Here is a 23,150-nt window from a genome sequence, read left to right on the forward strand (position 1 = left end):
CGGACCGGTCAGCCTGCAACACCGAAGGGCAGCGTGAAACGCACGTCGCCTTCGACGATGTCACGCATGTCCGGGATGCCGTTGCGGAACTGCAAAGTCCGCTCGAGGCCCATGCCGAACGCAAATCCCGAATACTCGTCCGGATCAATTCCGCTGGCGCGCAGCACGTTCGGGTTGACCATGCCGCAGCCGCCCCATTCGACCCACCCGGCGCCACCCTTCTTGTTCGCGAACCACACGTCGACCTCGGCCGACGGTTCCGTGAACGGGAAGTAGTTGGGGCGCATACGCGTCCGAGTTTCAGGACCGAACAGGGCGCGCGCGAACGCGTCCAGAGTTCCGCGAAGGTTCGCCATCGTCAGGCCCTTGTCGACGGCTAGACCTTCGACCTGGGAGAACACCGGGGTGTGCGTCGCATCAAGTTCGTCGGTACGGAAGGTACGACCAGGGCAGACGACGTAGATCGGAACCTCACGCGTGAGCATCGTGCGCACCTGCACGGGCGAAGTGTGCGTTCGCAGCACCTGACGCGAGTTCTCCGGAGCCAGATGGAACGTGTCCTGCATCGTCCGCGCGGGATGATCCGGCAGGAAGTTCAGAGCGTCGAAGTTGAAGTGCTCGGTCTCGACCTCCGGACCCTCGGCGACCTCCCAGCCCATCGCGACAAACACGTCGGCGACCTGCTCGGAGATCAAGCTGATGGGATGACGGGCACCCACTGGGTAACGATCGGACGGCAGCGTGACGTCGATTGCCTCGGCTACCAGCACAGCGGCGTCACGCTCGGCGAGGAGAACCTCGCGGCGAGCGTCGTACGCAGAACTGATGCGGGTCCGGAAAATGTTGACACGCTTGCCGGCGTCGGCCTTTTCCTTACCCGGAAGTTTGCCGAGACCACGCCGAGCGAGGGCGATCGGGGACTTGTCCCCCATGTGCTCAACCTTGACCTGAGCCAATGCATCCAGGTCTGCCGCCTCCGCGAGCGCCTTCTCTGCGTTCTCCGCGGCCGCGGTCAGCGCCTCTTCGGTGAGCGCACTCGCGTCGACGTCCGGCGGGGTCGCGCCCTCATTTTTGGCCACGGCTGTGACACTCCTGTCGCTTCTCGGTTTGCTTCTCTACTGCGGTCGAGCATTTTGGTCGAACATTGTTACGCTCTTGCATTCTCTCAGGCTTCCGCAAATGGAATTCCGAGAGGTCACTTCCGTCTTACTTGTCAGCCTTGATCCGCGTCGCGATGTTGCACCCGCGCACTCGCATAGAGGCAGATAGCAGCTGCAGTCGCCAGATTAAGGCTTTCGGCGCGCCCATGGATCGGAATCCGAACACGGTAGTCGGCGCGAGCCGCAATGGCCGGATCAAGACCATGTGCTTCGTTCCCGAACAGCCAGGCCGTCGGCTTACTCAACAACTCGTCTGCGTTGTCGAGATCGATCTCTCCGTCGGCTGCAGTCGCCAGTATCTGAATACCGGCAGCGCGAATCTGTTCGATCACCGCATCGGTATCGCGTTCACGAACCACCGGGAGATGGAACAGGCTGCCCGCCGACGAACGAACCACCTTGCCGTTGTGGGGGTCCACGCTGTCGCCGGCCAGGATCGCGGCATCGGCGCCCACTGCGTCGGCAATCCGAATTACGGTGCCCGCGTTGCCCGGTTCGTTGACCTCGACCGGAACGGCCAAGAGCTTGGTGTCCGAGCGAATCGCGTCCGACAGCGGAACATCGAGGAGATCACACACGGCAACCAAGCCGGGCGGAGTCACCGTGTCGCTCAACGCCTTTGCGGCGCGGTCGGTGACCAGCGCAGCCCGAACCCCGGAACTCAACGCCAAGTCGATGACATGCTGGTATCGCTCGGCGGCGCTCTCCGTATAGAAGAGGTCGCGCACTGTTGTGGCAGCGCCAGTGCTGTTTGCCTTCAAAACTTCCGTGACGGAGTTTTCACCCTCGACCAGGAATCGTCCTGCTTTACGTCGTTCTGCTGTGCGCAGGAGCTTGACAGCAGAAACGACCCGCGGAGTCCGCTCGGTGAGCGGATCCACGGGCCGTTGCTGTGATGCGTCGATCAGGCTGCTTCTCCGGCAGGCGCATTCACGTCAGCCGGCAGAGCGGCCTTCGCGAGTGCAACGAGGCCGGCAAAGGCCTCTGCATCGGAGACGGCGAGCTCGGCGAGGATCTTGCGGTCGACGTCGACCTCAGCCAGGCGCAGGCCCTGGATCAGGCGGTTGTACGTGATGTCGTTGGCCCGAGCTGCAGCGTTGATGCGCGTGATCCACAGCTTGCGGAACTCACCCTTGCGTGCACGACGGTCGCGGTATGCGTAAACCATCGAGTGGAGCTGCTGCTCCTTGGCCTTGGTGTACAGACGCGAACGCTGTCCACGGTAGCCGCTGGATGCAGCAAGAATTGAACGACGCTTCTTCTGGGCGTTGACCGCCCTCTTTACGCGTGCCACGTGAAAATCCTGTCAATCTAGGGGCTGAGATTTCGGCCCCGGGTGGTCAGTAAGGGGGACGACTCAGATGCCGAGCATGCGCTTGATGCGCGGTGCGTCATCAGGGCTGACGACAGCGACACCGTCGAGACGACGGGTAACCTTGCTGGCCTTGTGCTCGAGAAGGTGGCGACGGCCGGCCTTCTGGCGCAGGAGCTTGCCGGAACCGGATACCTTGAATCGCTTCGAGGCGCCGCTGTGGCTCTTCATCTTGGGCATGGAGTCCTCAGTTCTTTGTTACGTGATGGTGCTTGGGGAATCGACTAGCTGGTCGGAGCTTCGGGAGCCGCTTCGTCGGCTGCCGGCGCTGCCGGTGCTTCGGGAGCCGGCTTGGGAGCAGCCTGAGCGACTGGCGCCTGAGCGCTTTCCTGAGCCTTGACGCGAGTCTTGGCACCCTTGTGTGGCGCCAGGACCATCGTCATGTTGCGACCGTCCTGCTTAGCCGAGGTCTCGACGAAACCGAGATCCGCGACGTCTGCTCCCAGACGCTGCAGAAGGCGGTAGCCGAGCTCGGGACGTGACTGCTCACGACCGCGGAACATGATCGTGACCTTGACCTTGGAACCAGCTTCGAGGAAGCGAACAACGTTGCGCTTCTTTGTCTCGTAGTCGTGGGCGTCGATCTTGGGGCGAAGCTTCTGCTCCTTGATGACCGTAAGAGTCTGGTTCTTGCGAGACTCACGGGCTTTCTGTGCAGCTTCGTACTTGAACTTGCCGTAGTCCATGATCTTGCAGACCGGCGGACGGGCATCAGGAGCTACCTCGACAAGGTCGAGGTCGGCTTCCAGAGCCAAGCGGAGTGCATCTTCAACACGCACGATGCCTACCTGTTCACCGCCAGGTCCGACCAAACGGACCTCGGGAACGCGGATACGATCGTTGATGCGGGTCTCAGTGCTGATGGGGCCTCCTAGGTTGAACGGTGCGGTCTCGTGACCGCACGCAGCTAGTTCTACCCAAACCCCAACAAAAAACCCCGCGGTGATATTTCTCCGCGGGGCCCGATGTCGACCGATCAGATCAAACCCAGCTCACGCCAGGAACAATCTCCTCGACTGAACGAGGAACCTGACGAAGAATAGAATCTTCCTTCAGGTGACCGGAACCACTGAACTGCAGTTTTACCTGCCGCGCAGAGGTGGGAGTCGGGCTCCACTTGCTGCCCCCGAACATGTCGGAGGCGGTCGTTGGCACAAGAGTATCAGGCCGACGGCGATGAATCTAATCGCGTCCGCACAAGGCAAGGCCAGATTGAACTGCTCCGCACCGTGATGGAATCCTTGCAGACATGAGTGAGAACTTCGAAGCAGATCAGAACACCGACGCGAACCCTGATGTCCGCGAACTCTCCGAGGTTCCCGCAGTCGAGGTCATCAGCCGCGCCGCCGTGATGCTGATGAGCTCCGCAGCAGAGAAGCTCGGCCTGTCCGACGCCGACCCGTCAGCCAGCCCGTACCTGGACCTGGACGAGGCACGCCGCGTCATCACCGCGCTGGCCGGTCTGGTCACCGCATCCGTCGAATACCTCGGCCCCCACGCCGGCCCGATTCGCGAAGGCCTGCAAGCCCTGCAACGTGCGTTCCGCGAAGCGTCGTCGCACCCAGACGAGCCTGGCAAGGGCCCGGGCGAGAAGTTCACCGGCCCGGTCTACTGAGCCTGAAATACGACCGTGGCAACAGCAAACAAAACGCAGCCGTCCTCGGATGATGTCGGCGCCTTTGTCGATCGAATTGCCGACCCGGTCAAACGTGCCGACAGCATGGAATTGATATCCATGCTGTCGGCCGCGACCGGCGAACCGCCGGTGCTGTGGGGCACCAGCATCATCGGATTCGGTGCCCGCCATTACCGCTATGCCAGCGGTCACGAAGGTGACACCGCACTGATCGGGTTCTCACCCCGAGCCACCGCACTCACTCTCTATCTGTCGCTGAACTTCGACGACCACGCTGAGGCACTCGACCGTCTGGGCAAGCACAAGATCGGCAAAGGCTGCCTCTATGTCAAACGGCTCAGTGATGTCGATCGCTCGGCATTGGAAGCACTGGTCGCGGAATCCGTTGCGGCGGCACGGAATATGAGCGCCTGAGCCGTCAACTCACGTCGGCCGCCGAGCGAGCCGTCGGTGGCGGTTCTCCGAACAGTGCAGTCTCGCGGGGAACGAAATGCACCTTCGTCAGAGTTGCCTTCTGGATCCGATCGAGACGGAACCACCGAACCGCGTCCCGCGTTCGGCACCACCCGATCAAGAACCACCGATCTCGGGTGTGAGCGAGCAAATGCGGCTCGACTGCGCGCGTAGATTCGGCCCCGTCGCCATCGATGTACCGCAACGACACGACGCACTTACGCTCCAATGCCTGCTCGATCGCGCGTCGGTTGACTCCTGACTCCTCATCAGCTTCTACTTGTTCGCCATGACGAACCCAGACGCGCCCGCTGAGTTCCTCGACTCTGGCCCGACTGTCGGCGTCCATGACGTCCAGTAATTTCGCCAGTGCCGCTCGCCCGTCGTCCGCGAACGGAGCATCGCCGACAGCAGTCAACGCCAAGGCGATCGATACCGCCTGCGGGACAGTGAAATTCACCGGCGGCAACGTCGCGCGGCCGATCAATCGGTAGCCACCGCCAGGTCCGGAACGACCTTCGATCGCAGACCCCGACTCCATCAATGTCTCGACATCTCGTTTGACTGTGCGCGACGTGACGCCGAATTGCGCAGCAAGCTGCGTTGCACTTGACCCGCGGTCACCACGACGACGCAACTCCTCGAGGAGTGCGTGCAATCTCGCCGCTCGATTCACGTTTTCCATTGTCGCAGTTTTCGATACCAAACGGTGACAAAATCAGTGACACACAGCTGTCACCGATAGCCCGCGACGATAGGTTCATGAAAACTCACATCGTTCTGGTTCCCGGATTCTGGCTTGGCGCATGGGCGTGGGACGCGGTACTCCCCCACCTCGAACGCCCCGACACCCGCGTCACCGCACTGACCTTGCCAGGACTCGAGTCTGTGGACTCACCCCGGCGCACCGTAACTCTCGATTCCCACGTCCGCGCAATCGTCGACGCCGTCTCGAGTTCGGACGAACGCACGATCCTCGTCGTGCACAGCGGCGCCGGAGCGTCCGGATACGCCGCCACCGATCGCGTACCCGACCAGATTGCGCGAATCGTCTACGTCGACAGCGGTCCGATGCCGGACGGCACCGCACTTCGACCCGATCTCGCCGACGATGCGGTCGAGATTCCACTACCGACTTGGGCTGAATTGGAAGCGGACGGGAGCAGCATCGATGGACTCGACGACGACGCTTTGACGGCGTTTCGGGATCACGCCGTCCCCGAACCTGCGGGCGCAGCCCGCGACCAGATCGTCCTGACCGATCCGAGACGCTATGCCGTTCGCACCACTGTGGTGTGCAGCAGCTTCCCGTCCGATGTCATCAAGCAGATGGCTGATGGTGGATTTCCCGTTGCCGTCGAACTCGCGAAGTTGCCGGTGACGTACGTCGACCTTCCGACCGGACACTGGCCGATGTGGTCACGCCCGAAGGAGTTGGCTGAAGCAATCCTCGAGGCCGTAGACGCCTAGCGTCACAAAGTTACAGACGCCTAGCGTCACAATGTCGCAGACGCCTAGCGTCACAAAGTTACAGACGCTTAGCGTCACAACGCCGCCTCAGCAGTGATGCCGGGACCGACTGACGGTCCCGGCATCACTGACGTCGCACCTATCCCATCGGGTTAGGCGACCGATGCGGACTTCTTCCGCGGCGCAGCCTTCTTGGGGGCCGCAGCCTTCGCTGCGCGCTTCTTCGCCACAGTCTTCGTTTTCACGGGAGCCTTTTGCGCACTGAGTACCTCGCTGAGGAACTTTCCGGTGTAGCTTTCGGGGACTGCGGCGATTTCTTCCGGAGTTCCTTCTGCCACAACGGTTCCGCCACCGGATCCACCTTCAGGTCCCATGTCGACAACCCAGTCCGATGTCTTGATGACGTCGAGATTGTGCTCGATCACGATGACGCTGTTGCCCTTGTCGACCAATCCGTTGATGACGATCAGCAACTTGCGAATGTCTTCGAAGTGCAGGCCCGTTGTCGGCTCGTCGAGGATGTAGACGGTACGTCCGGTGGAACGCTTCTGAAGCTCGGCGGCGAGTTTGACACGTTGAGCCTCACCACCGGACAGTGTCGGTGCCGGCTGTCCCAGTCGGACATAGCCGAGACCGACGTCCACCAGAGTCTTCAAGTACCGGTGAATCGAGGTGACGGGCTGGAAGAACTCCGCTGCCTCTTCGATGGGCATGTCCAGCACCTCGGCGATGGACTTGCCCTTGTAGTGAACCTCGAGTGTCTCGCGGTTGTACCGAGCGCCGTGGCAGACCTCGCACGGAACGTAGACGTCTGGCAGGAAGTTCATCTCGATCTTGAGTGTGCCGTCACCCGAGCACGCTTCGCAGCGACCGCCCTTGACGTTGAACGAGAAACGCCCGGGCTGATAGCCGCGTACCTTGGCTTCGGTTGTGGCAGCGAAGAGCGTCCGAATCTTGTCGAACACACCGGTGTAGGTGGCTGCGTTGGACCTCGGGGTACGGCCGATCGGCGACTGATCAACCTGGACCAGTTTGTCGAGTTGGTCGAGCCCGTTGATTCGGGTGTGGCGGCCGGGCACCTGACGAGCACCGTTGAGCTTGTTTGCCATGACCGTGGCCAGGATGTCGTTCACCAATGTCGACTTACCCGAACCGGAAACGCCGGTGACCGCGGTGAGAACACCCAACGGGAAGCTCACGTCGATACCGTCGAGGTTGTGCTCACGCGCACCGACAACGGTGACCTGACGCTTACGATCGACCGGGCGACGGATCTCGGGGACCTCGATGAACTTTCGCCCAGACAGGTATGCGCCCGTAATCGACTCGTCGCAGGTGAGCAACTCTTCGTATGGTCCGCTGTGGACGACCTGGCCGCCGTGCTCGCCGGCATACGGACCGATGTCGACCACCCAGTCGGAGGTGCGAATCGTGTCTTCGTCGTGCTCGACCACAATCAGGGTATTACCGAGATCGCGCAGCCTGGTCAGTGTTTCGATCAGGCGACGGTTGTCTCGCTGGTGCAAACCGATGGACGGCTCGTCCAGTACGTAGAGCACACCGACAAGGCCCGAACCGATCTGCGTTGCCAGGCGGATTCGCTGGGCCTCGCCACCGGACAGGGTGCCGGCGGCACGCGACAGTGAGAGGTATTCGAGGCCGACATCGAGGAGGAATCCGAGACGCGCCTGAACTTCCTTGAGCACCTGACCTGCGATGGCTTCTTCGCGTGAACCGAGGGTGAGGCTATTCAGGAAATCTGCGCAGTCGGAGATCGAGAGTTCACAGACCTCCGCGATGGACTTGCTGCCGAAATCTCCGGCAGCAATGGTCACCGACAGGATTTCCGGACGCAGTCGCGCACCGCCACACGCAGGACACGGGGTGTCACGCATGTAGCCGTCGTAGCGTTCCTTCATCTGATCGGATTCGGTCTGCTCGAGCCTGCGATGCAGGAAGGGCATGACGCCCTCGAACTCCGCGTAGTAAGAACGGGTACGACCGTACCGGTTCTTGTACCGAACGTGGACCTGCTCCTCACTGCCTTCGAGGATTGCCTTGCGCGCCTTGGCAGGAAGCTTGTTCCATGGCGTCTTCATGTCGAACCCGAGGATGTCGCCGAGACCGGACAGCAAACGCCCGAAGTACTCGGAACTCTGCCCCATCGACCACGGCGCGATAGCTCCGTCCTCGAGGCTCAACTCCGCATCGGGAACTACAAGTTCCGGGTCGACCTCTTTACGAATACCGAGACCCGTGCACTCCGGGCAGGCTCCGTACGGCGAGTTGAACGAGAACGAACGTGGCTCGAGATCATCGATTGCGAGCGGGTGAGCGTTGGGGCACGCCAGCTTCTCGGAGAATCGCCGCTCCCGGTCGGGCGCGTTTTCTTCACGGTCTACGAAGTCGAGAACAACAATGCCCTCGGCAAGCCGAAGAGCGGTCTCCACCGAATCCGTGAGTCGCTGCTTGGAGCTTGCCTTCACCTGAAGACGGTCGACGACAACTTCGATGTCGTGCTTTTCCTGCTTCTTCAGCTTGGGTGGATCAGTCAGGGGGTAAACGACGCCATCGACTCGGACGCGTGAGTAACCCTGTGTATTGAGCTGTTCGAAAAGATCGACGAACTCGCCCTTGCGGGTGCGCACAACCGGGGCGAGGACCTGGAACTTGATGCCCTCCTCCATGTCGAGGACCTGATCGACAATCTGTTGAGGGGTCTGGCGTGCGATTTTCTCACCACACACCGGGCAGTGAGCCGCGCCAGCGCGGGCATAGAGGAGACGAAGATAGTCGTAGACCTCGGTGATGGTTCCGACGGTTGATCGCGGGTTGCGGTTGGTCGACTTCTGATCGATCGACACCGCGGGCGACAAGCCTTCGATGAAATCGACATCAGGTTTGTCCATCTGGCCCAGGAACTGACGCGCGTACGCCGAGAGCGACTCGACGTACCGGCGTTGTCCTTCGGCGAAGATCGTGTCGAACGCAAGGCTGGATTTACCCGAACCCGACAAACCCGTGAAGACGATCATGCTGTCTCGCGGGAGATCCAGGTCGACTCCTCGCAGATTGTGCTCTCGCGCACCCCGCACGATCAGGCGATCCGACACACCAATTCCCTTCATCGACATTCATCTGGGGCTGTCCACCAGCGACATCACGGACATTACGAGCACTCACACACAGTGAGTCCTCGAACGTCGCCATGGTAGGCCGAGCCACCGACATGTTTTGACTGCAAGCACGAACCCAGCGGTCTACCAGCCCCTATTCGAAGGTAGCCTGCAAATCATGACGAATCAGCCCATCGTGATCGACAACTCCTACACCGGTCAGCTCTCCCCCGATTCTGCGCCTCAACGACGCACAATCGACAGCGCAACCATCACGAAGATGTCTGTCGGCCCCATGGACAACAACACCTACCTCGTGGTCTGTTCCGCAACCGGGAAATCACTCCTCATCGACGCGGCCAACGAAGCCGAAAAGATCGTTGCGCTGATCGAGCAGGAAGCTCCGAATTTCGATTCCATCGTCACCACACATCAGCACGGCGACCACTGGTTGGCACTGAAAGATGTCCACGCTGCCACCAATGTGCCGACCGCAGCGCATCCCCTCGACGCCGAAGCGCTTCCTGTGACTCCGGACGTACTGCTCGAAGACGGCGATACTGTCACGGTCGGAAACCTGAGCTTGGATGTCATCCACCTGTCCGGCCACACCCCTGGCTCTATCGCACTCGTGCTGACCGAACCGTCGGGCCAGGTTCACATCTTCACCGGCGACTCACTGTTCCCCGGCGGAGTGGGTAAGACGGCTGATCCCGAGAAGTTCGCCTCACTGCTCAACGACGTCGAAACCAAGCTCTTCGGCCGCTACGACGACTCCGCGATCGTCTACCCCGGCCACGGCAAGGACACGACACTCGGCGCCGAGCGACCGCACCTGCAGGAGTGGCGCGAACGCGGTTGGTGACCCCTGCCCCTCCCCAGCACGGCCCCTCCCCAGCACGGCACATCCCCAGCGCGGCCCGAACATGCGCGTTGGGGATGACTGCCCGTCTACGATGCCGTCGAGGGTCATCATCACGACAAAACTCGATTCGCAGCCGACTCCGAGGGGGCAGCCATGCTCGAGGTAGATGCCATCGCCGCCAACAAAGCGAATTGGGATGATCGAGCCGACGTCCACGTGCGCTCCGACATGTACAGCGTCGAACGCTTTCTGGCCGATCCCACAGTCATCTCGACGGTTGTGCAGAACGACCTCTCGGTACTCACCCCTCACCTGCCCGTATCGGGGATCCAGGGTCGCTCGCTCCTGCATCTGCAGTGCCATATCGGTACCGACACCCTCTCGTGGGCGAGACTCGGCGCGATCGACGTCCACGGACTCGACTTGTCGCCCAAGTCCCTGCACCACGCAGCACGCATCGCAGAAGCCAACAGCCACGAGATCACCTGGGTAGAAGGCGACGCGCGATTCGCTGCCTCACTGATCAACCGGCGATTCGAGACCATCGTCACCAGCACCGGGACAATCGTCTGGCTACCGGAGCTCGCCAACTGGGCCCAGTCGATCCACGACCTCCTCGAGCCGGGTGGCGTATTCATGATCCGCGACGATCATCCGATCCTCGGCGCCCTGGCATTCGAACCGTGGAACATCACCGACGATTACCTTTCCGGCGGCGGCGTCCGAACCTACGAAGATTCCAGCTCGTACACCGACAACTCGACCGGCCAGATCGCGCACACCACCAATCACGAGTGGCGCCACGATCTGGGCGAGGTCATCGGTTCACTGCTTCGCGCAGGGTTACACATCGAATCGGTGGCCGAGCTGCCGTACATGGATTGGCCTGCCTTCCCTGAGCTCATACCCTGCGCCAATGGATGGGCATTGCCGCCGGGGTTGCCGAGGATCCCATTGAACTTCGCTGTCGTAGCAAGGCGCCCGCTGTCGTGACCTAGCGGTTTTGTACACGTCGAATATGTACACGTCGAACCCACTCGTGCCAGACTCCGAAGAAGGCCCGATTGTCGATCGAGTGCGGAGGACGTCGAATGACAACATCCAACACGCCGGCGGATTGGCCCGCGTTGCGCGTGGACGACTGGACCGACACGCGCGACACACTGCACATGTGGGTACAGATCGTGGGAAAGATTCGACTTGCGTGTTCGCCACTGATCAACCACTGGTGGCAGGTCACCCTGTATGTCACTCCGCGGGGGTTGACAACATCGTCCATCCCCTACGGCGATCGCATTTTCGATATCGAGTTCGATTTCTGCGAACACCGACTACGCATCCGCGACAGTTCCGGTGCGTCACATGAGATTCCACTCGAACCTCAATCGGTATCGACGTTCTATGCACGCACGATGGAAGCACTACGCGCCCTGAATATTTCAGTGGACATTGCGCCAACACCGAATGAGGTTGATCCGGCGCTTCCGTTTGTCGACGATCACGTCCACTGTTCCTACGACGCCGAAGCCGTCCACCTGTTCTGGCGTCAACTCGTTCACGCCGACCGCGTCATCTCGGCGTTCCGCGCGGGATTCATCGGAAAGGTATCGCCAGTCCATTTCTTCTGGGGCGCAATGGACCTCGCGTGTACTCGATTCTCCGGACGAACAGCGCCACCACACCCGGGAGGCGCACCCAACTGCGGCGACTGGGTGATGGTGGAAGGTTACTCCCACGAATTGAGCAGCTGCGGCTTCTGGCCCGGCGGCGGCGAGGAGGGCGCGTTCTATTCGTACTCGTACCCCGCGCCTGCCGAGTTCGAGGCATACCACGTCGAACCGTCAGCTGCGTTCTACAGCAAGGATTTCGGTCAATTTCTTCTGCCATACGAAGCAGTCCGAACCTCCGCCGACCCCGAGGCGACACTTCTGTCGTTCTTGCAGACCACATACGCTGCCGCCGCTGATTCGGGGCACTGGGATCGAGCGGCGTTGGAAAGCGACCCGAATCGGTGGGCGTCACAGAGATGACTGGCGCGCTCCGGTCCACCGCGACAGTGCTGCTGGCCAACCCTCTTCTCCCCCGCGAGATGTAGAACTCCCGGCCCACGCTATGTAGCCGTCGGGCCGTACGAGTAGTGCCGGTCCGTCGTCCGTGCGCCGCGCGTGGACGAGCAGATCGGTTCCTGGGTTCTGCATCGTCGAGGCGGTCCCGTTCTCGCGGATGAAAACAAAACCGGGCCGGCGTTGCAGTTCGGTGAGACGCCCCTCGTGAAGGGGCACTTCCGTCGCGCGAGTTCCGACCAGATCGCTCTGGCCGTCAGATGAGGGATAGCGAAGCTCAGTGCCCGCGAAACTACCGGCGACGACGTCTCGCACCCTCGGGATCGACAGGATATGCGGAGCAAGGAGATCGCGCAGGAACCTGGCGGGGCGCGGGTGCAAGGTGACGGCGCGCATCATCAGCCCCGACTGTCGCACCACTCGCTTCCCGATCGGGTACCGCTCGCGGTGATACGTGTCCAGGATCGAATCGTCGGCCCCTGCCAGTACAGCGCCGAGTTTCCAGGCCAGGTTCGCACCATCCTGAATTCCGGTGTTCATTCCTTGTGCGCCCATCGGCGAGTGCACATGCGCGGCGTCCCCCACCAAAAACACTCTGCCGCTGCGATAGTCACGAACCTGACGCTCGTCGCAGTGGAAACGCGAATGCCAACCAACGTCGACGACACCCACGTCACGTCCCATGGCCCGGTTCAACGAACCCACGATCTCGGCCTCACCCACCGGATCGGTATCGGGAACCTGACGCTCTCGATCCCAGGTCATCGAGCGATACCAAGAGCCGTCACTGTCCTCCTTCCCATAGGGAGCAAGGAATCCGAACTCACGCGGTGTATCGCCCAGCGTGAGGCCACCGCCCTGCGGTCCGGCAGTCAATTTCACATCAGCCAACACCACCGACGACAGCACGGACTTCCCGGGGAAATCCATCCCGACAAGACCACGGACCGTACTGTGTGCGCCATCTGCCCCGACGGCATACGCGGCGCGCCACGTCATCGTCGACGAAGGGTTGTCATCGTCTTTGGGTCGAGCAGTGAGGGTGACTCCGGTGGCGTCCTGAATGAGGTCGACAAGTGCCATACCGCGGTGAATGTCTGCTCCCTGTTCCCTGGCATAGCGCTCGAGGGCTTGGTCGACGTTGGTCTGCGGAGTAATCATCGCGAACCGGTAGCGAGATCTCAGGTGGGTGAGGTCCAGCTTCGCGCCCTTGAAGAGATTGATGCCCGGAGTTGTCGTGCTCGTCGCAAGTAGCTGGTCGGCCAGCCCACGCGCATCGAGCAACTCCAATGTTCTCGCCATCGTTGCAAACGCCCGACTGGACGGGTTGACCGTCAGCCACTTCTCCACAACAGCAACCGAGCACCCCAGCCGCGCAAGATCACCCGCGACGGTCATGCCTGCTGGGCCACCACCGACCACCACCACGTCGACGTTGTGATCCATTGTCAAACCTCCCACGCCGTCGTCCCAAGGTGTGTCGCAGCCGAGTTTCGGTTAATTCTTCGCTGATGGGCGCCGTTTTTACAGCCTTGCCACACCGGTGAGCAGGATGTAACCCGTCCCGGGTTCCGTTCGAATCGCTAGTGTGGAAAGGACCTACATCGGGAGGCTTGGAACATGCTGGTACGTCGAATTGCTCGTCCGCTTCTTTCCACCATTTTCATTGCCGGGGGGATCGACGCGCTCCGTAATCCTGCGCAGCGCGCGGCAAAAGCAACTCCACTGATCGACAAATCAGTGGAAACACTCCCTGGCGCGGTGACACAAAAATTGCCCGCAGACCCAGAGACGCTGATCAAGCTCAACGCGGTAATCCAGATCGGCGGTGGAGCGTTGCTCGCAAGCGGAAAGGCTCCGCGCATTGCGTCGTTGGCACTGGCTGGAAGCCTGATCCCCACCACAGTTGCGGGTCATGATTTCTGGAACGAGTCCGACCCGACGCTTCGCGCCATGCAACGCACCAATTTCATCAAGAACGTCAGCCTGCTCGGCGGCCTGATGATCGCCGCCGTCGACACCGAGGGCAAACCGTCACTCGGATGGCGCGGTCGACGCGCGGCGAGGAAGGCACAGGCATCGATCTCGGCAGCACTCCCCTTGGCGGCTGCAAACCACGACGAGCACACCGGGGAACGTCTCGAGCACGCCCTCGCCGCTGCCTCGGAGCGTGGCACGGAACTCGCCGAAGCTGCGAAGGTGCACGGTTCCGAATTACTCGAGATCGCAAAGGAACGAGGCCCCGAGATTCTCGAGGTCGCACAGAAGCGCGGTGCGGAACTGGCCGAGACGGCCCGCGAGCGGGGATCGGAACTGGCGGAGTTGGCCGGCAAGCGCAGTGCAGAGTTTGCAGAACTTGCGCTTGAAAAAGGCAACGAATGGGCGGAGACCGCATCCGAGCAGTCCGAGGTCCTCGGAAAGCGCGCCCGCAAACGAGCCGAAATTGCCCTGGCCAAGGCCCGCGAGAAGCGCGACGAATTGACGCACTGACACACTCGAACGTCCGGTCAGGCCACCTTCGGGTGGCCTGACCTCGTTGGATACATCCCATTCACCTAAGCGAACTAGACTGTCTTGGCACTTTTGCGGTGCTCGAACTTCTTTCATCAAGCCTAGGAGAACCCTTGCCCGACGCGGACCCGTCACACACCGAGCAACAGCTCGAGCAGCAGTACGTGACGATGCTGTATTCCCGTCTCGACGAGCTCCGGAAGCATGCCAAATCGCGCCTGAGCACTGTCTTGCTGGAAAGCGGTGGAACCCCGCAGGCACGCAGTGAACGCGAATCGTTCAACGCGATGTACACCGAGGATCTAGCGAAATACGACGCAGCCGAGAACGGACTGTGTTTCGGCAGAATCGATTTCGACGAAGAATATCGCTATGTCGGACGCCTGGGGATTCTCGACACCGAGAACGACTACGAGACGCTCCTCCTCGACTGGCGCGCCCCGATGGCCCGCCCGTTCTACCTCGCGACACCGGCGGCACCGGAAGGCGTGAAGCGTCGACGCCACATCCGAAGCCGTAGTCGTGCGGTTACCGGAATCAACGACGAATACCTCGACCTCGACGCGGCTCGCGCCGCCGGTGTTGTCACCGAAGCCGGTGGCGTGGCCGGGGAAAGCGCCCTGCTCGACGCCTTGAACGCTGCGCGCACCGGCCAGATGAACGACATCGTCGAGACCATCCAAACCGAGCAGGATTCGATCATCCGATCCGAACACAAAAGTGTGCTCGTGGTTCAGGGTGGCCCCGGTACCGGCAAGACCGCTGTCGCACTCCACCGTGCAGCGTTCCTGCTGTACACCTATCGCCAGCAGTTGGCGAAGGCCGGAGTGCTCATCATCGGCCCCAACGCAACGTTCCTCGACTACATCAGTCAGGTACTCCCGTCACTGGGTGAGACCGGCGTTCTACTCTCCACCATCGGTGACCTGTATCCCGGAGTGCGCGCAACACGAATCGATTCGCTCGCGGCCGGCGAGATCAAGGGTTCTCTCGACATCCTCGACGTACTCAAGAACGCTGTCCGCGATCGCCAGGAAGTACCGTCCTCGCCGATTGTTCTCCGCTTCGACACCTACGACCTGAAACTGGATCGAAAGACAGTCACCAAAGCTCGCGGCCGTGCCCGCTCGTCCCGTCGTCCGCATAACTTGGCCAGGCCGATCTTCGTCTCCGCGGTCATCGAAGCGCTTGCTCTGCAGATGGCCGAGATCATCGGCGGGAATCTGGTGGACGGCGGTTCACTTCTGAGTAGGGACGACATAGCCGACATCCGCGACGAGATGCGCGAAGACGCCGACATCATGTCCGCAATCGGCGCACTGTGGCCCGAGTTGTCGCCGCAACAGATTCTCGCCGAGCTCTGGACATCACCGAGACGACTGGAGAAGGCCGCTCCACAATTCGACGACAACCAGCGCTCCGAACTGTTGCAGAGCGTCGGCCCCGGATTCAGTGCTGCCGATGCACCGCTACTCGACGAGCTGGCCGAAATTCTCGGCGTCGACGACGCCGCGGAACGCGAACGGGCACAACGGCAATGGCGCGCACAGATTGCCGATGCCCAGGGAGCTCTCGACATTCTGACGGGATCGGCGCCGCAGGATCTCGAAGACGAGATGGATCCCGAAATCCTGATGGCGTACGACTTGATCGACGCCAGTCAACTCGCGCAGCGTCATGATCTGGGGCAGCATCAGACCACTGCCGAGCGGGCAGCGGGTGATAGAACCTGGACATACGGCCACGTGATCGTGGACGAGGCCCAGGAGTTGTCGGCGATGGCGTGGCGGATGTTGATGCGCCGCATACCGAATCGTTGGATGACCTTGGTGGGTGACACAGCGCAGACGGGCGATCCCGCCGGCACGTCGTCATGGCAGACGATCCTCGAACCGTACGTCGCACAGCGTTGGAAGCTCACCCAGCTGACCGTGAACTACCGAACTCCGTCGGAAATCATGGATGTGGCACACCGGGTGCTCGAAGAGATCGATCCCACGCAAGCAGTACCCCGGTCGGTCAGAGACAGCGGTTTTGCACCGTGGTCACTGAAAACAACAACGGAGAATCTCGAGGAAACGGTGCGTCGCTGCATCGAGCACGAGTCTCACCCAGGCCTGACTGCCGTCATCGCCGGGCATGAGATGGTCAAGGATCTGTCCGGCCTCGTCGGCGACTCGGTCAGCGTTCTCTCCGTCAAGGACGTCAAGGGCCTGGAATTCGACACCGTTTTCATCGTCGAACCCACAGACATCCTCGACGAATCGCCCCGGGGCATGAATGACCTGTACGTCGCGTTGACGCGCGCTACACAGCGACTCGGCATCATTCACGTCGAATCGCTCCCGGCGGTGCTCGACGACATCGCCGAAGCTGCGTTCACGCCCGTGATGTAACGCGGCGGAGTAGGTTCTCTCGTGCCACTTCTACTGAAGGAAATCTTCTCGTGACCGCTCCGACCGCCACACGCATGCCGCAGTGGCTACTCCGTCGTCGCCCACACGTCGTCGGAGCTGCACTGATCGGCCTGTGCGCCGGGATGTTGATCGGATGCTCTCAGGCCGAGTCTTCAGCGACGGATTCCGCCGACGGCGACGCACACACCACGGACGTGGTCGACTCACCCGAACATCAGGCACTAACGCAGTTCCGGGACGCGATCATGGCCGACGGCGTCACAACGCCGCTCACCGACGACACCCTGCAAGCGCTCGGGGACGGAATCTGCCGCCAGCTGGCTGTGGGTACGGAACGAGCGACGATCATCGAGAATTTGCGCAGCGTGACACACAACGGTGCCACCAGCCGACCAAGCCAGCTCCAAGACGTCGAAGGCACCGAAACCAGTTCGGCCGCATCGCCGATCAATGCCGATCCCTATCGATTGGGAACAGTGATCGTCGATGCGGCCGAGGCAGAATACTGCTGAGATTACTCAGCGCACGGTATGAACGATCAGGACGTCGGATGTTGCCTTTCGTGCGGCATCCGACGGTACCGATCCGAGTAGACGACCGGTCAGTGTGTTGAGTCCTCGGTTACCGATAACCAGCAGATCACCCTCGACCTCGTCGAGCAAAGCGAGCAACGACTCGACAGGTGCTCCCACTATTGCCCGCTCCACGACCTTTTCCGCACCGGCCGCATGTGCGCGCTCTCGCGCGGTTCGGAGGATTTCGTAGGTGGGGGTCGAACCTGTGACCTGGTATGCCTCGTCGCCGAGTACGTCTGCTGCAGCGCTGACATCCTTGGGGTCTGCCGGGTAGTACGCGCATGCGATGATCAACTGTGCGCTGGCATCAGCGGCAATGCTTGCGGCCCTGTCGACTGCTTTCAGTGACGACTCGGAGCCATCGGTTCCTACGACAACGGTCCGGTAGGCACTCATTCATCCTCCATAGTTACGAGATAGTCAGCGGTTACGGGGGTAGTCAGCGCTGCTGACATTAGCGGGCAGAGCGCGGGAAAAGTGCCATTTGCCATACACACCACAACACCGCGATGAATGTGATCTGTAGTCACATCAAAAAATTACACTGAATTCCCGCTCAGCGCAGGTTTCCGAATCGTGGACCGAAGAGCGCGGCGGGAAACACTTCCTGTTCGATCAGCGCAGCACGCCACGGCGCTGCCAGTTCGAGAAGCCTGTCTGCACCGGATTCACCCAACGCGTCCCACGGAGCCAATGCCAGATCGTCCGTCAAATCCTCCACGACGTCGCGCAGTTCCTGTCCGTCCTCGGTCAATGCTCCCGACTTACGATCGAGCAACTCTCGGTCCTGAAGATCCCGAACGGCTTGCTCCCACTGCTCCGTCGACCACCCACGACGATTCTGGGCAAACTTCTTCTGGAATCCGATACCGGTGGCCGTGTGCGTGATCAACGCTTCCAACCCGTTCAGCCCGGCAGTCTGCAGTGCTGCGATGTGGCCGTCGCCGCGGTACTCCCGCAGCAAGGTCAGTGCATGCCAGAACGCGACGTGCGGCACGGTCGGCCACTCGACCGACGCCCAGCCCGCATACAGCGGACGCCCCTCGACGCCGGGAATGTTCCGCGCCGCAATGGAAACCAACTCGGCAGCTTCAGCCATGTCCGGTGACGACGTCACATCTTCACAGAGGAGACGAACATACGCGGCGTCGATAGCGCGGTAGCGCGCAGCAACAATCTCCGACGGCTTCGCGAGGTCCCACGCGCGCGGAATCACGCTTGCGACCAACTCGGGATTGAAGTTGTAGAAGGCCGACGTCACCACGGTGGCAGGCGGAGTACCTAGCGGCGCAGCACGACCCGCGAAGTACACCATCCGTCCCGGTTCAAGCCCGAGCGCAACCAATTCCTTTTCCGTCTCCGGAACGAAGTACGACAACGAATGGAGAAGTTCGAGAGTACGGCCGGTCTTACCGGCAGTCTGTGGATCCATAGGTGAACCGTAGCGGGCGACCCCGATTCACACACATCGCACCGAACTACTTCAAACCAGCCGCGTCCATGCCTCGAAGCTCCTTCTTGAGATCCGAGATTTCGTCACGCAAACGACCGGCCAACTCGAACTGCAAGTCCCGGGCGGCATTCATCATCTGATCGGTCAGTTCCTTGACCAGGTCAGCCAATTCGGCGCGCGGCATCGACTTTGTATCCCGGCCTTCGTACACGCCCGCACTGACCGCGCGGCCCGCTTCGCCCTGCGCTCGACGACCACGCGTCGCATTGCGCCCCGAACCACCGATGTCGACGGACGCCGCAGTATCCTCGGCTTCCTCGTACACCTGATCGAGGATGTCCGCGATCTTCTTACGAAGAGGCTGGGGATCTACTCCCATCTTCTTGTTGTATTCGATCTGCTTCTCGCGGCGACGTTCGGTCTCTTCGATTGCCTGCGCCATGGAAGCAGTGATCTTGTCCGCGTACATGTGGACCTGGCCGGACACGTTACGAGCAGCACGGCCGATGGTCTGGATAAGGCTGGTAGAGCTCCGCAGGAAGCCCTCCTTGTCGGCATCGAGAATGGCAACAAGCGACACCTCGGGAAGGTCGAGACCCTCGCGAAGAAGGTTGATGCCCACCAGGACGTCGTACTCCCCCAACCGCAACTGGCGCAGTAGTTCGACGCGTCGCAACGTGTCGATGTCGGAGTGCAGGTACCGAACCCGGATTCCGAGTTCGAGCAGATAGTCGGTGAGGTCTTCCGACATTTTCTTGGTCAAAGTCGTGACCAGTACGCGCTCGTTCTTCGCCGCGCGTTCGTTGATCTCGTGAACCAGATCGTCGATCTGCCCCTTTGTCGGTTTGACGATCACCTCGGGATCAATAAGACCCGTCGGACGAATCACCTGCTCGACGAACTCACCACCGGCTTGCCCCAACTCGTACTTGCCCGGCGTTGCCGACAGATACACGGTCTGACCGATGCGCTGACTGAATTCCTCCCACGTCAGCGGACGGTTATCGGTCGCGGACGGTAGGCGAAAGCCGAACTCCACCAAGTTGCGCTTACGTGACATGTCGCCCTCGTACATGGCGCCGATCTGCGGAACAGTCACATGCGACTCGTCGATGACCAACAGGAAGTCCTCGGGGAAATAATCGATCAGTGTGGCCGGCGCAGTGCCAGGTCCACGACCGTCGATGTGCCGTGAGTAGTTCTCGATGCCGGAGCAGAATCCGACCTGTTTGATCATCTCCAAGTCGTACTGCGTTCGCATCCGTAGCCGCTGCGCCTCGAGCAGTTTGCCCTTGCCCTCCAACTCTTCGAGGCGCTGCTCCAACTCCTCCTCGATGTCTTTGACCGCGCGCTCGAGACGCTCGGGGCCGGCAACATAGTGGGTCGCGGGGAAGATCCGAACCGTATCCACTTTCCGGACGATGTCGCCGGTGAGTGGATGAAGGTAGTACAGCGCCTCGATTTCGTCGCCGAAGAACTCGATACGAACGGCCAATTCTTCGTACGACGGGATGATTTCCACCGTGTCGCCCCGGACGCGGAACGAACCACGGGTGAACGCAACATCGTTTCGGTTGTACTGCACGTCGACCAGGAGGCGCAGAAACGCATCACGCGGGACCTCGACGCCTACCTCGAGCGAGATGGAGCGATCCAGGTAGGACTGCGGTGTGCCGAGACCGTAAATGCACGACACGGACGCGACCACGACAACGTCCCGCCGCGAGAGCAGGCTCGACGTAGCGGAGTGGCGCAGGCGTTCGACATCGTCGTTGACCGACGAGTCTTTCTCGATGTACGTGTCCGTTTGGGCGATGTAGGCCTCAGGCTGGTAGTAGTCGTAATACGAGACGAAGTATTCGACCGAGTTGTTCGGCAACATCTCGCGAAGCTCGTTCGCAAGCTGAGCAGCCAAGGTCTTGTTCGGTGCCATCACCAGCGTCGGCCGCTGCACCCGCTCGATCAACCAGGCCGTCGTCGCAGATTTACCGGTGCCGGTGGCACCGAGAAGGACTACATCCTTCTCGCCCGCGTTGAGCCGTTTCTCGAGCTCGGCGATGGCAGCGGGTTGATCGCCGGCAGGCTCGTATTCACTGACGACCTCGAACCGGCCGTCAGAGCGCTCGATGTCGCTGACCGGTCGAAACTCGGAATGTGCGACGACTGGATGTTCGGAAGCAAACGCCATGAAACCAGGGTATGCGCACCCACCGACATCATGCGTGGGCACAAGCTCGTCGCAGCGGTAGGTTCATGCATCATGAGCGAAGCACGCGTCCACATTCACCCGCCCAAAGTCGAAACATTCGACCTAGAGGCCCGAACCAACATCGATCCCAAGGGCTTCGTTCGCCAGGTCGAGTACTACCGCGAACAGCCATGGGGCCTGTACATGGGCAGGCACGCAGACCATCCACAATTCCATTACCTGGAATCGTGGATTCTCCCCGACCTCGGAATCCGGGCGTCGATCTTCCACTTCACGCCGGGGCACGAACGCGACCAGGATCACTACATCGACATCGGCACCTTCACACGCGGTGAGCATGTTTGGACATCCGAGGACCACTATCTAGACCTGATCGTGCAGACCGGTCGCAGCACCGAACTACTCGACGTCGACGAACTCCTCGAAGCGCACGCCTCCGGAATTCTCGACGCGCAGACTTCCGAACAGGCGATGCTGACGGCTGCCCGCACCATTGACGGCATCGCCGCCCACGGTCACGATCTCGGCGCGTGGCTGTCGTCCATGGGTATGCCCATCACCTGGCGGTAGGCGTCAGGCTGTCCAACTCGACTTGTCTGCCCATTCCCACGCCCGGTGGAAGGCAGCGTCGAACCACGGCGTCTTGACCGCGAGGTATGCGTCGATCGCCGTGGCGTAGTCGTCGATTCCGGACGCGTGCTCGGCGGCCCGGACTTTCAACGCCGCATATTCGGCGCGGACGTCACTATCTGCCCGCAGCCAGTCTCGGAACAACAGTGCGAACTGCTGGCCAGGCCAGCCGTCGACGCGAACATGGATATTCACCGGTCGACCCGGATCAGCGCCGGCATGAATCCGCTTCGCCCACACGCTCGGGTCGGTTTCGCCGCCCATATACGCAGGTTTCGGGTCGTCTGCGACGATGTGCTCGAGACGCGGGAAACCGCCGGCAGCAAGGTCCGCGGCCAAGTCGTCCGCAATGCCGAGATGTTCGACAGTGATCTGTAGATCGATCACGTCTTTCGCGTCGAGTCCGGGTACGGCAGTGGAACCGATGTGATCGATACGCGTAGCTCGATCGCCGCACAGCAGCGCCAACCGGTTGATCAGTCGAGCTGCCTGCTCTGGCCACTCCGGATCCGCGGGGCTCAGCTCCGGCAGAACACGAACCGCTGTTCCGGTACGCAGATTTTCCTCGAACGGGGCGATTCGCTGTGCCCACAGCTCACGAACTACAGCGTCCAAGGCTCCCGGATCACCGCTATTGTCGAGCCACACATCCGCTACAGCGCGGCGCTGATCGTCGGTCGCCTGGGCCGCGATCCGGGCGCGGGCATCGCTCTCGGGCATCCCGCGTGACTCGACCAACCGTCGGACACGTTCTTCGGCGTCGACGTACACGATGACAACCAGATTGAAGGCCGGAGCCATTCCCGCTTCGACCAGCAGCGGGATGTCCTGCACCAGAACAGAATCCTCCGGCGCGGCAGCAAGACGCTCGGCCGTGCGATGGCCGATCAACGGATGCAAGATCGAATTGAGAGTTCCGCGGGACGCGTCGTCGGCAAACGCCAACGCCGCTAGCGCCGGTCTGTCGAGGCTACCGTCGGCAGCGACAATGCCGTCCCCGAACGCTTGCGCCAACTCGGCCAACCCGGGAGTGCCGGGTTCGACGACCTCTCGGGCGATCAGGTCGGCATCAACGATCACTGCTCCCAGTTCGGTGAGGATTTTCGACACAGTCGACTTGCCGGCTCCGATGCCTCCAGTGAGGCCAACTCTCAACACAACCGACAGTCTCTCACCTATGCTCACGGCACGAGATTCGAGTCCTGAAATCGAACACGCCA

At 61.3% G+C, this 23,150-nt stretch carries 22 protein-coding genes; 10 read left to right on the top strand and 12 right to left on the bottom strand.

Going from position 1 to position 23,150, the window contains the following annotated elements:
- Positions 1–8: 8 nt before the first annotated feature.
- The 5 genes from pheS to infC form a co-directional block, all read right to left on the bottom strand.
- Positions 9–1,079 carry a phenylalanine--tRNA ligase subunit alpha gene (gene pheS, locus FFI94_RS17020; RefSeq protein ID WP_138868879.1) on the bottom strand — a complete coding sequence of 357 codons (1,071 nt, stop codon included), beginning with the start codon at positions 1,077–1,079 and terminating at the stop codon, positions 9–11.
- A gap of 134 nt (positions 1,080–1,213) precedes the next feature.
- On the bottom strand, positions 1,214–2,041 hold the full coding sequence (locus FFI94_RS17025) for an RNA methyltransferase (RefSeq protein ID WP_138868880.1): 828 nt from the start codon (positions 2,039–2,041) through the stop codon (positions 1,214–1,216).
- A 23-nt stretch (positions 2,042–2,064) separates the two neighbouring features.
- On the bottom strand, positions 2,065–2,454 hold the full coding sequence (gene rplT, locus FFI94_RS17030) for a 50S ribosomal protein L20 (protein WP_033230794.1): 390 nt from the start codon (positions 2,452–2,454) through the stop codon (positions 2,065–2,067).
- Positions 2,455–2,517: 63 nt separating this feature from the next.
- Positions 2,518–2,712: a 50S ribosomal protein L35 gene (gene rpmI / locus FFI94_RS17035; protein WP_138868881.1), complete on the bottom strand. Its 195-nt coding sequence runs from the start codon at positions 2,710–2,712 to the stop codon at positions 2,518–2,520.
- Between the two features lie 44 nt (positions 2,713–2,756).
- Positions 2,757–3,395 (bottom strand): translation initiation factor IF-3, encoded by a 639-nt coding sequence (gene infC / locus FFI94_RS17040; protein ID WP_185993421.1) that lies wholly within the window; start codon positions 3,393–3,395, stop codon positions 2,757–2,759.
- 386 nt (positions 3,396–3,781) lie between these two features.
- Between infC and FFI94_RS17045 the strand changes: the two genes are divergently transcribed.
- A complete protein-coding gene (locus tag FFI94_RS17045; protein WP_033230796.1) occupies positions 3,782–4,147 on the top strand; it encodes a DUF1844 domain-containing protein in 366 nt (121 codons plus the stop codon).
- 15 nt (positions 4,148–4,162) lie between these two features.
- Entirely contained in the window at positions 4,163–4,582 is a 420-nt protein-coding gene (locus FFI94_RS17050; RefSeq protein WP_138868883.1) for a DUF1801 domain-containing protein, read from the top strand.
- Between the two features lie 4 nt (positions 4,583–4,586).
- Here the strand turns inward: FFI94_RS17050 and FFI94_RS17055 are convergent, their stop codons facing one another.
- Positions 4,587–5,306 carry a YafY family protein gene (locus FFI94_RS17055; protein ID WP_138868884.1) on the bottom strand — a complete coding sequence of 240 codons (720 nt, stop codon included), beginning with the start codon at positions 5,304–5,306 and terminating at the stop codon, positions 4,587–4,589.
- A 77-nt stretch (positions 5,307–5,383) separates the two neighbouring features.
- Between FFI94_RS17055 and FFI94_RS17060 the strand changes: the two genes are divergently transcribed.
- Positions 5,384–6,091, top strand: coding sequence for an alpha/beta fold hydrolase (locus tag FFI94_RS17060; protein ID WP_138868885.1), 708 nt, complete (start codon positions 5,384–5,386; stop codon positions 6,089–6,091).
- Between the two features lie 152 nt (positions 6,092–6,243).
- Here FFI94_RS17060 and uvrA read toward each other — a convergent pair whose 3' ends face one another.
- The gene (gene uvrA, locus FFI94_RS17065) at positions 6,244–9,204 is read right to left on the bottom strand and encodes an excinuclease ABC subunit UvrA (protein WP_138873235.1); all 2,961 of its coding nucleotides are present in this window, start codon (positions 9,202–9,204) and stop codon (positions 6,244–6,246) included.
- Positions 9,205–9,385: 181 nt separating this feature from the next.
- On the opposite strand from uvrA, the gene FFI94_RS17070 reads away from it, so the two are divergent.
- The 3 genes from FFI94_RS17070 (at position 9,386) to FFI94_RS17080 (ending at position 12,102) form a co-directional block, all read left to right on the top strand.
- On the top strand, positions 9,386–10,072 hold the full coding sequence (locus FFI94_RS17070; protein ID WP_138868886.1) for an MBL fold metallo-hydrolase: 687 nt from the start codon (positions 9,386–9,388) through the stop codon (positions 10,070–10,072).
- 153 nt (positions 10,073–10,225) lie between these two features.
- Positions 10,226–11,065: a bifunctional 2-polyprenyl-6-hydroxyphenol methylase/3-demethylubiquinol 3-O-methyltransferase UbiG gene (locus tag FFI94_RS17075; protein ID WP_138868887.1), complete on the top strand. Its 840-nt coding sequence runs from the start codon at positions 10,226–10,228 to the stop codon at positions 11,063–11,065.
- Positions 11,066–11,163: 98 nt separating this feature from the next.
- Positions 11,164–12,102 (top strand): DUF5996 family protein, encoded by a 939-nt coding sequence (locus FFI94_RS17080; RefSeq protein ID WP_138868888.1) that lies wholly within the window; start codon positions 11,164–11,166, stop codon positions 12,100–12,102.
- Here the strand turns inward: FFI94_RS17080 and FFI94_RS17085 are convergent.
- Entirely contained in the window at positions 12,091–13,581 is a 1,491-nt protein-coding gene (locus FFI94_RS17085; protein WP_138873236.1) for an FAD-dependent monooxygenase, read from the bottom strand. The genes FFI94_RS17080 and FFI94_RS17085 overlap by 12 nt on opposite strands.
- A 174-nt stretch (positions 13,582–13,755) precedes the next feature.
- Between FFI94_RS17085 and FFI94_RS17090 the strand changes: the two genes are divergently transcribed.
- From FFI94_RS17090 to FFI94_RS17100, 3 genes are all read left to right on the top strand, one after another.
- Entirely contained in the window at positions 13,756–14,625 is an 870-nt protein-coding gene (locus FFI94_RS17090) for a DoxX family protein (protein ID WP_138868889.1), read from the top strand.
- A 134-nt stretch (positions 14,626–14,759) separates the two neighbouring features.
- A complete protein-coding gene (locus FFI94_RS17095) occupies positions 14,760–17,042 on the top strand; it encodes a 3'-5' exonuclease (RefSeq protein WP_138868890.1) in 2,283 nt (760 codons plus the stop codon).
- A gap of 50 nt (positions 17,043–17,092) precedes the next feature.
- Positions 17,093–17,575, top strand: a complete 483-nt coding sequence (locus FFI94_RS17100) for a hypothetical protein (RefSeq protein WP_138868891.1) — start codon at positions 17,093–17,095, stop codon at positions 17,573–17,575.
- 6 nt (positions 17,576–17,581) lie between these two features.
- On the opposite strand, the gene FFI94_RS17105 is transcribed toward FFI94_RS17100, so the two are convergent.
- The 3 genes from FFI94_RS17105 to uvrB all read right to left on the bottom strand — a co-directional run bounded on the left by FFI94_RS17105 (position 17,582) and on the right by uvrB (position 21,279).
- Positions 17,582–18,034 (bottom strand): universal stress protein, encoded by a 453-nt coding sequence (locus tag FFI94_RS17105; RefSeq protein ID WP_033230819.1) that lies wholly within the window; start codon positions 18,032–18,034, stop codon positions 17,582–17,584.
- A 160-nt stretch (positions 18,035–18,194) separates the two neighbouring features.
- Positions 18,195–19,070 (bottom strand): SCO6745 family protein, encoded by an 876-nt coding sequence (locus FFI94_RS17110; RefSeq protein WP_138868892.1) that lies wholly within the window; start codon positions 19,068–19,070, stop codon positions 18,195–18,197.
- 46 nt (positions 19,071–19,116) lie between these two features.
- Positions 19,117–21,279, bottom strand: coding sequence for an excinuclease ABC subunit UvrB (gene uvrB / locus FFI94_RS17115; protein WP_138868893.1), 2,163 nt, complete (start codon positions 21,277–21,279; stop codon positions 19,117–19,119).
- A gap of 72 nt (positions 21,280–21,351) precedes the next feature.
- On the opposite strand from uvrB, the gene FFI94_RS17120 reads away from it, so the two are divergent.
- A complete protein-coding gene (locus FFI94_RS17120) occupies positions 21,352–21,870 on the top strand; it encodes a DUF402 domain-containing protein (RefSeq protein ID WP_138868894.1) in 519 nt (172 codons plus the stop codon).
- A gap of 3 nt (positions 21,871–21,873) precedes the next feature.
- On the opposite strand, the gene coaE is transcribed toward FFI94_RS17120, so the two are convergent.
- Entirely contained in the window at positions 21,874–23,088 is a 1,215-nt protein-coding gene (coaE, locus tag FFI94_RS17125) for a dephospho-CoA kinase (protein ID WP_138873237.1), read from the bottom strand.
- Between the last annotated feature and the right edge of the window lie 62 nt (positions 23,089–23,150).

It is taken from the genome of Rhodococcus sp. KBS0724 (genome assembly GCF_005938745.2).
GTDB lineage: Bacteria > Actinomycetota > Actinomycetes > Mycobacteriales > Mycobacteriaceae > Rhodococcus_F.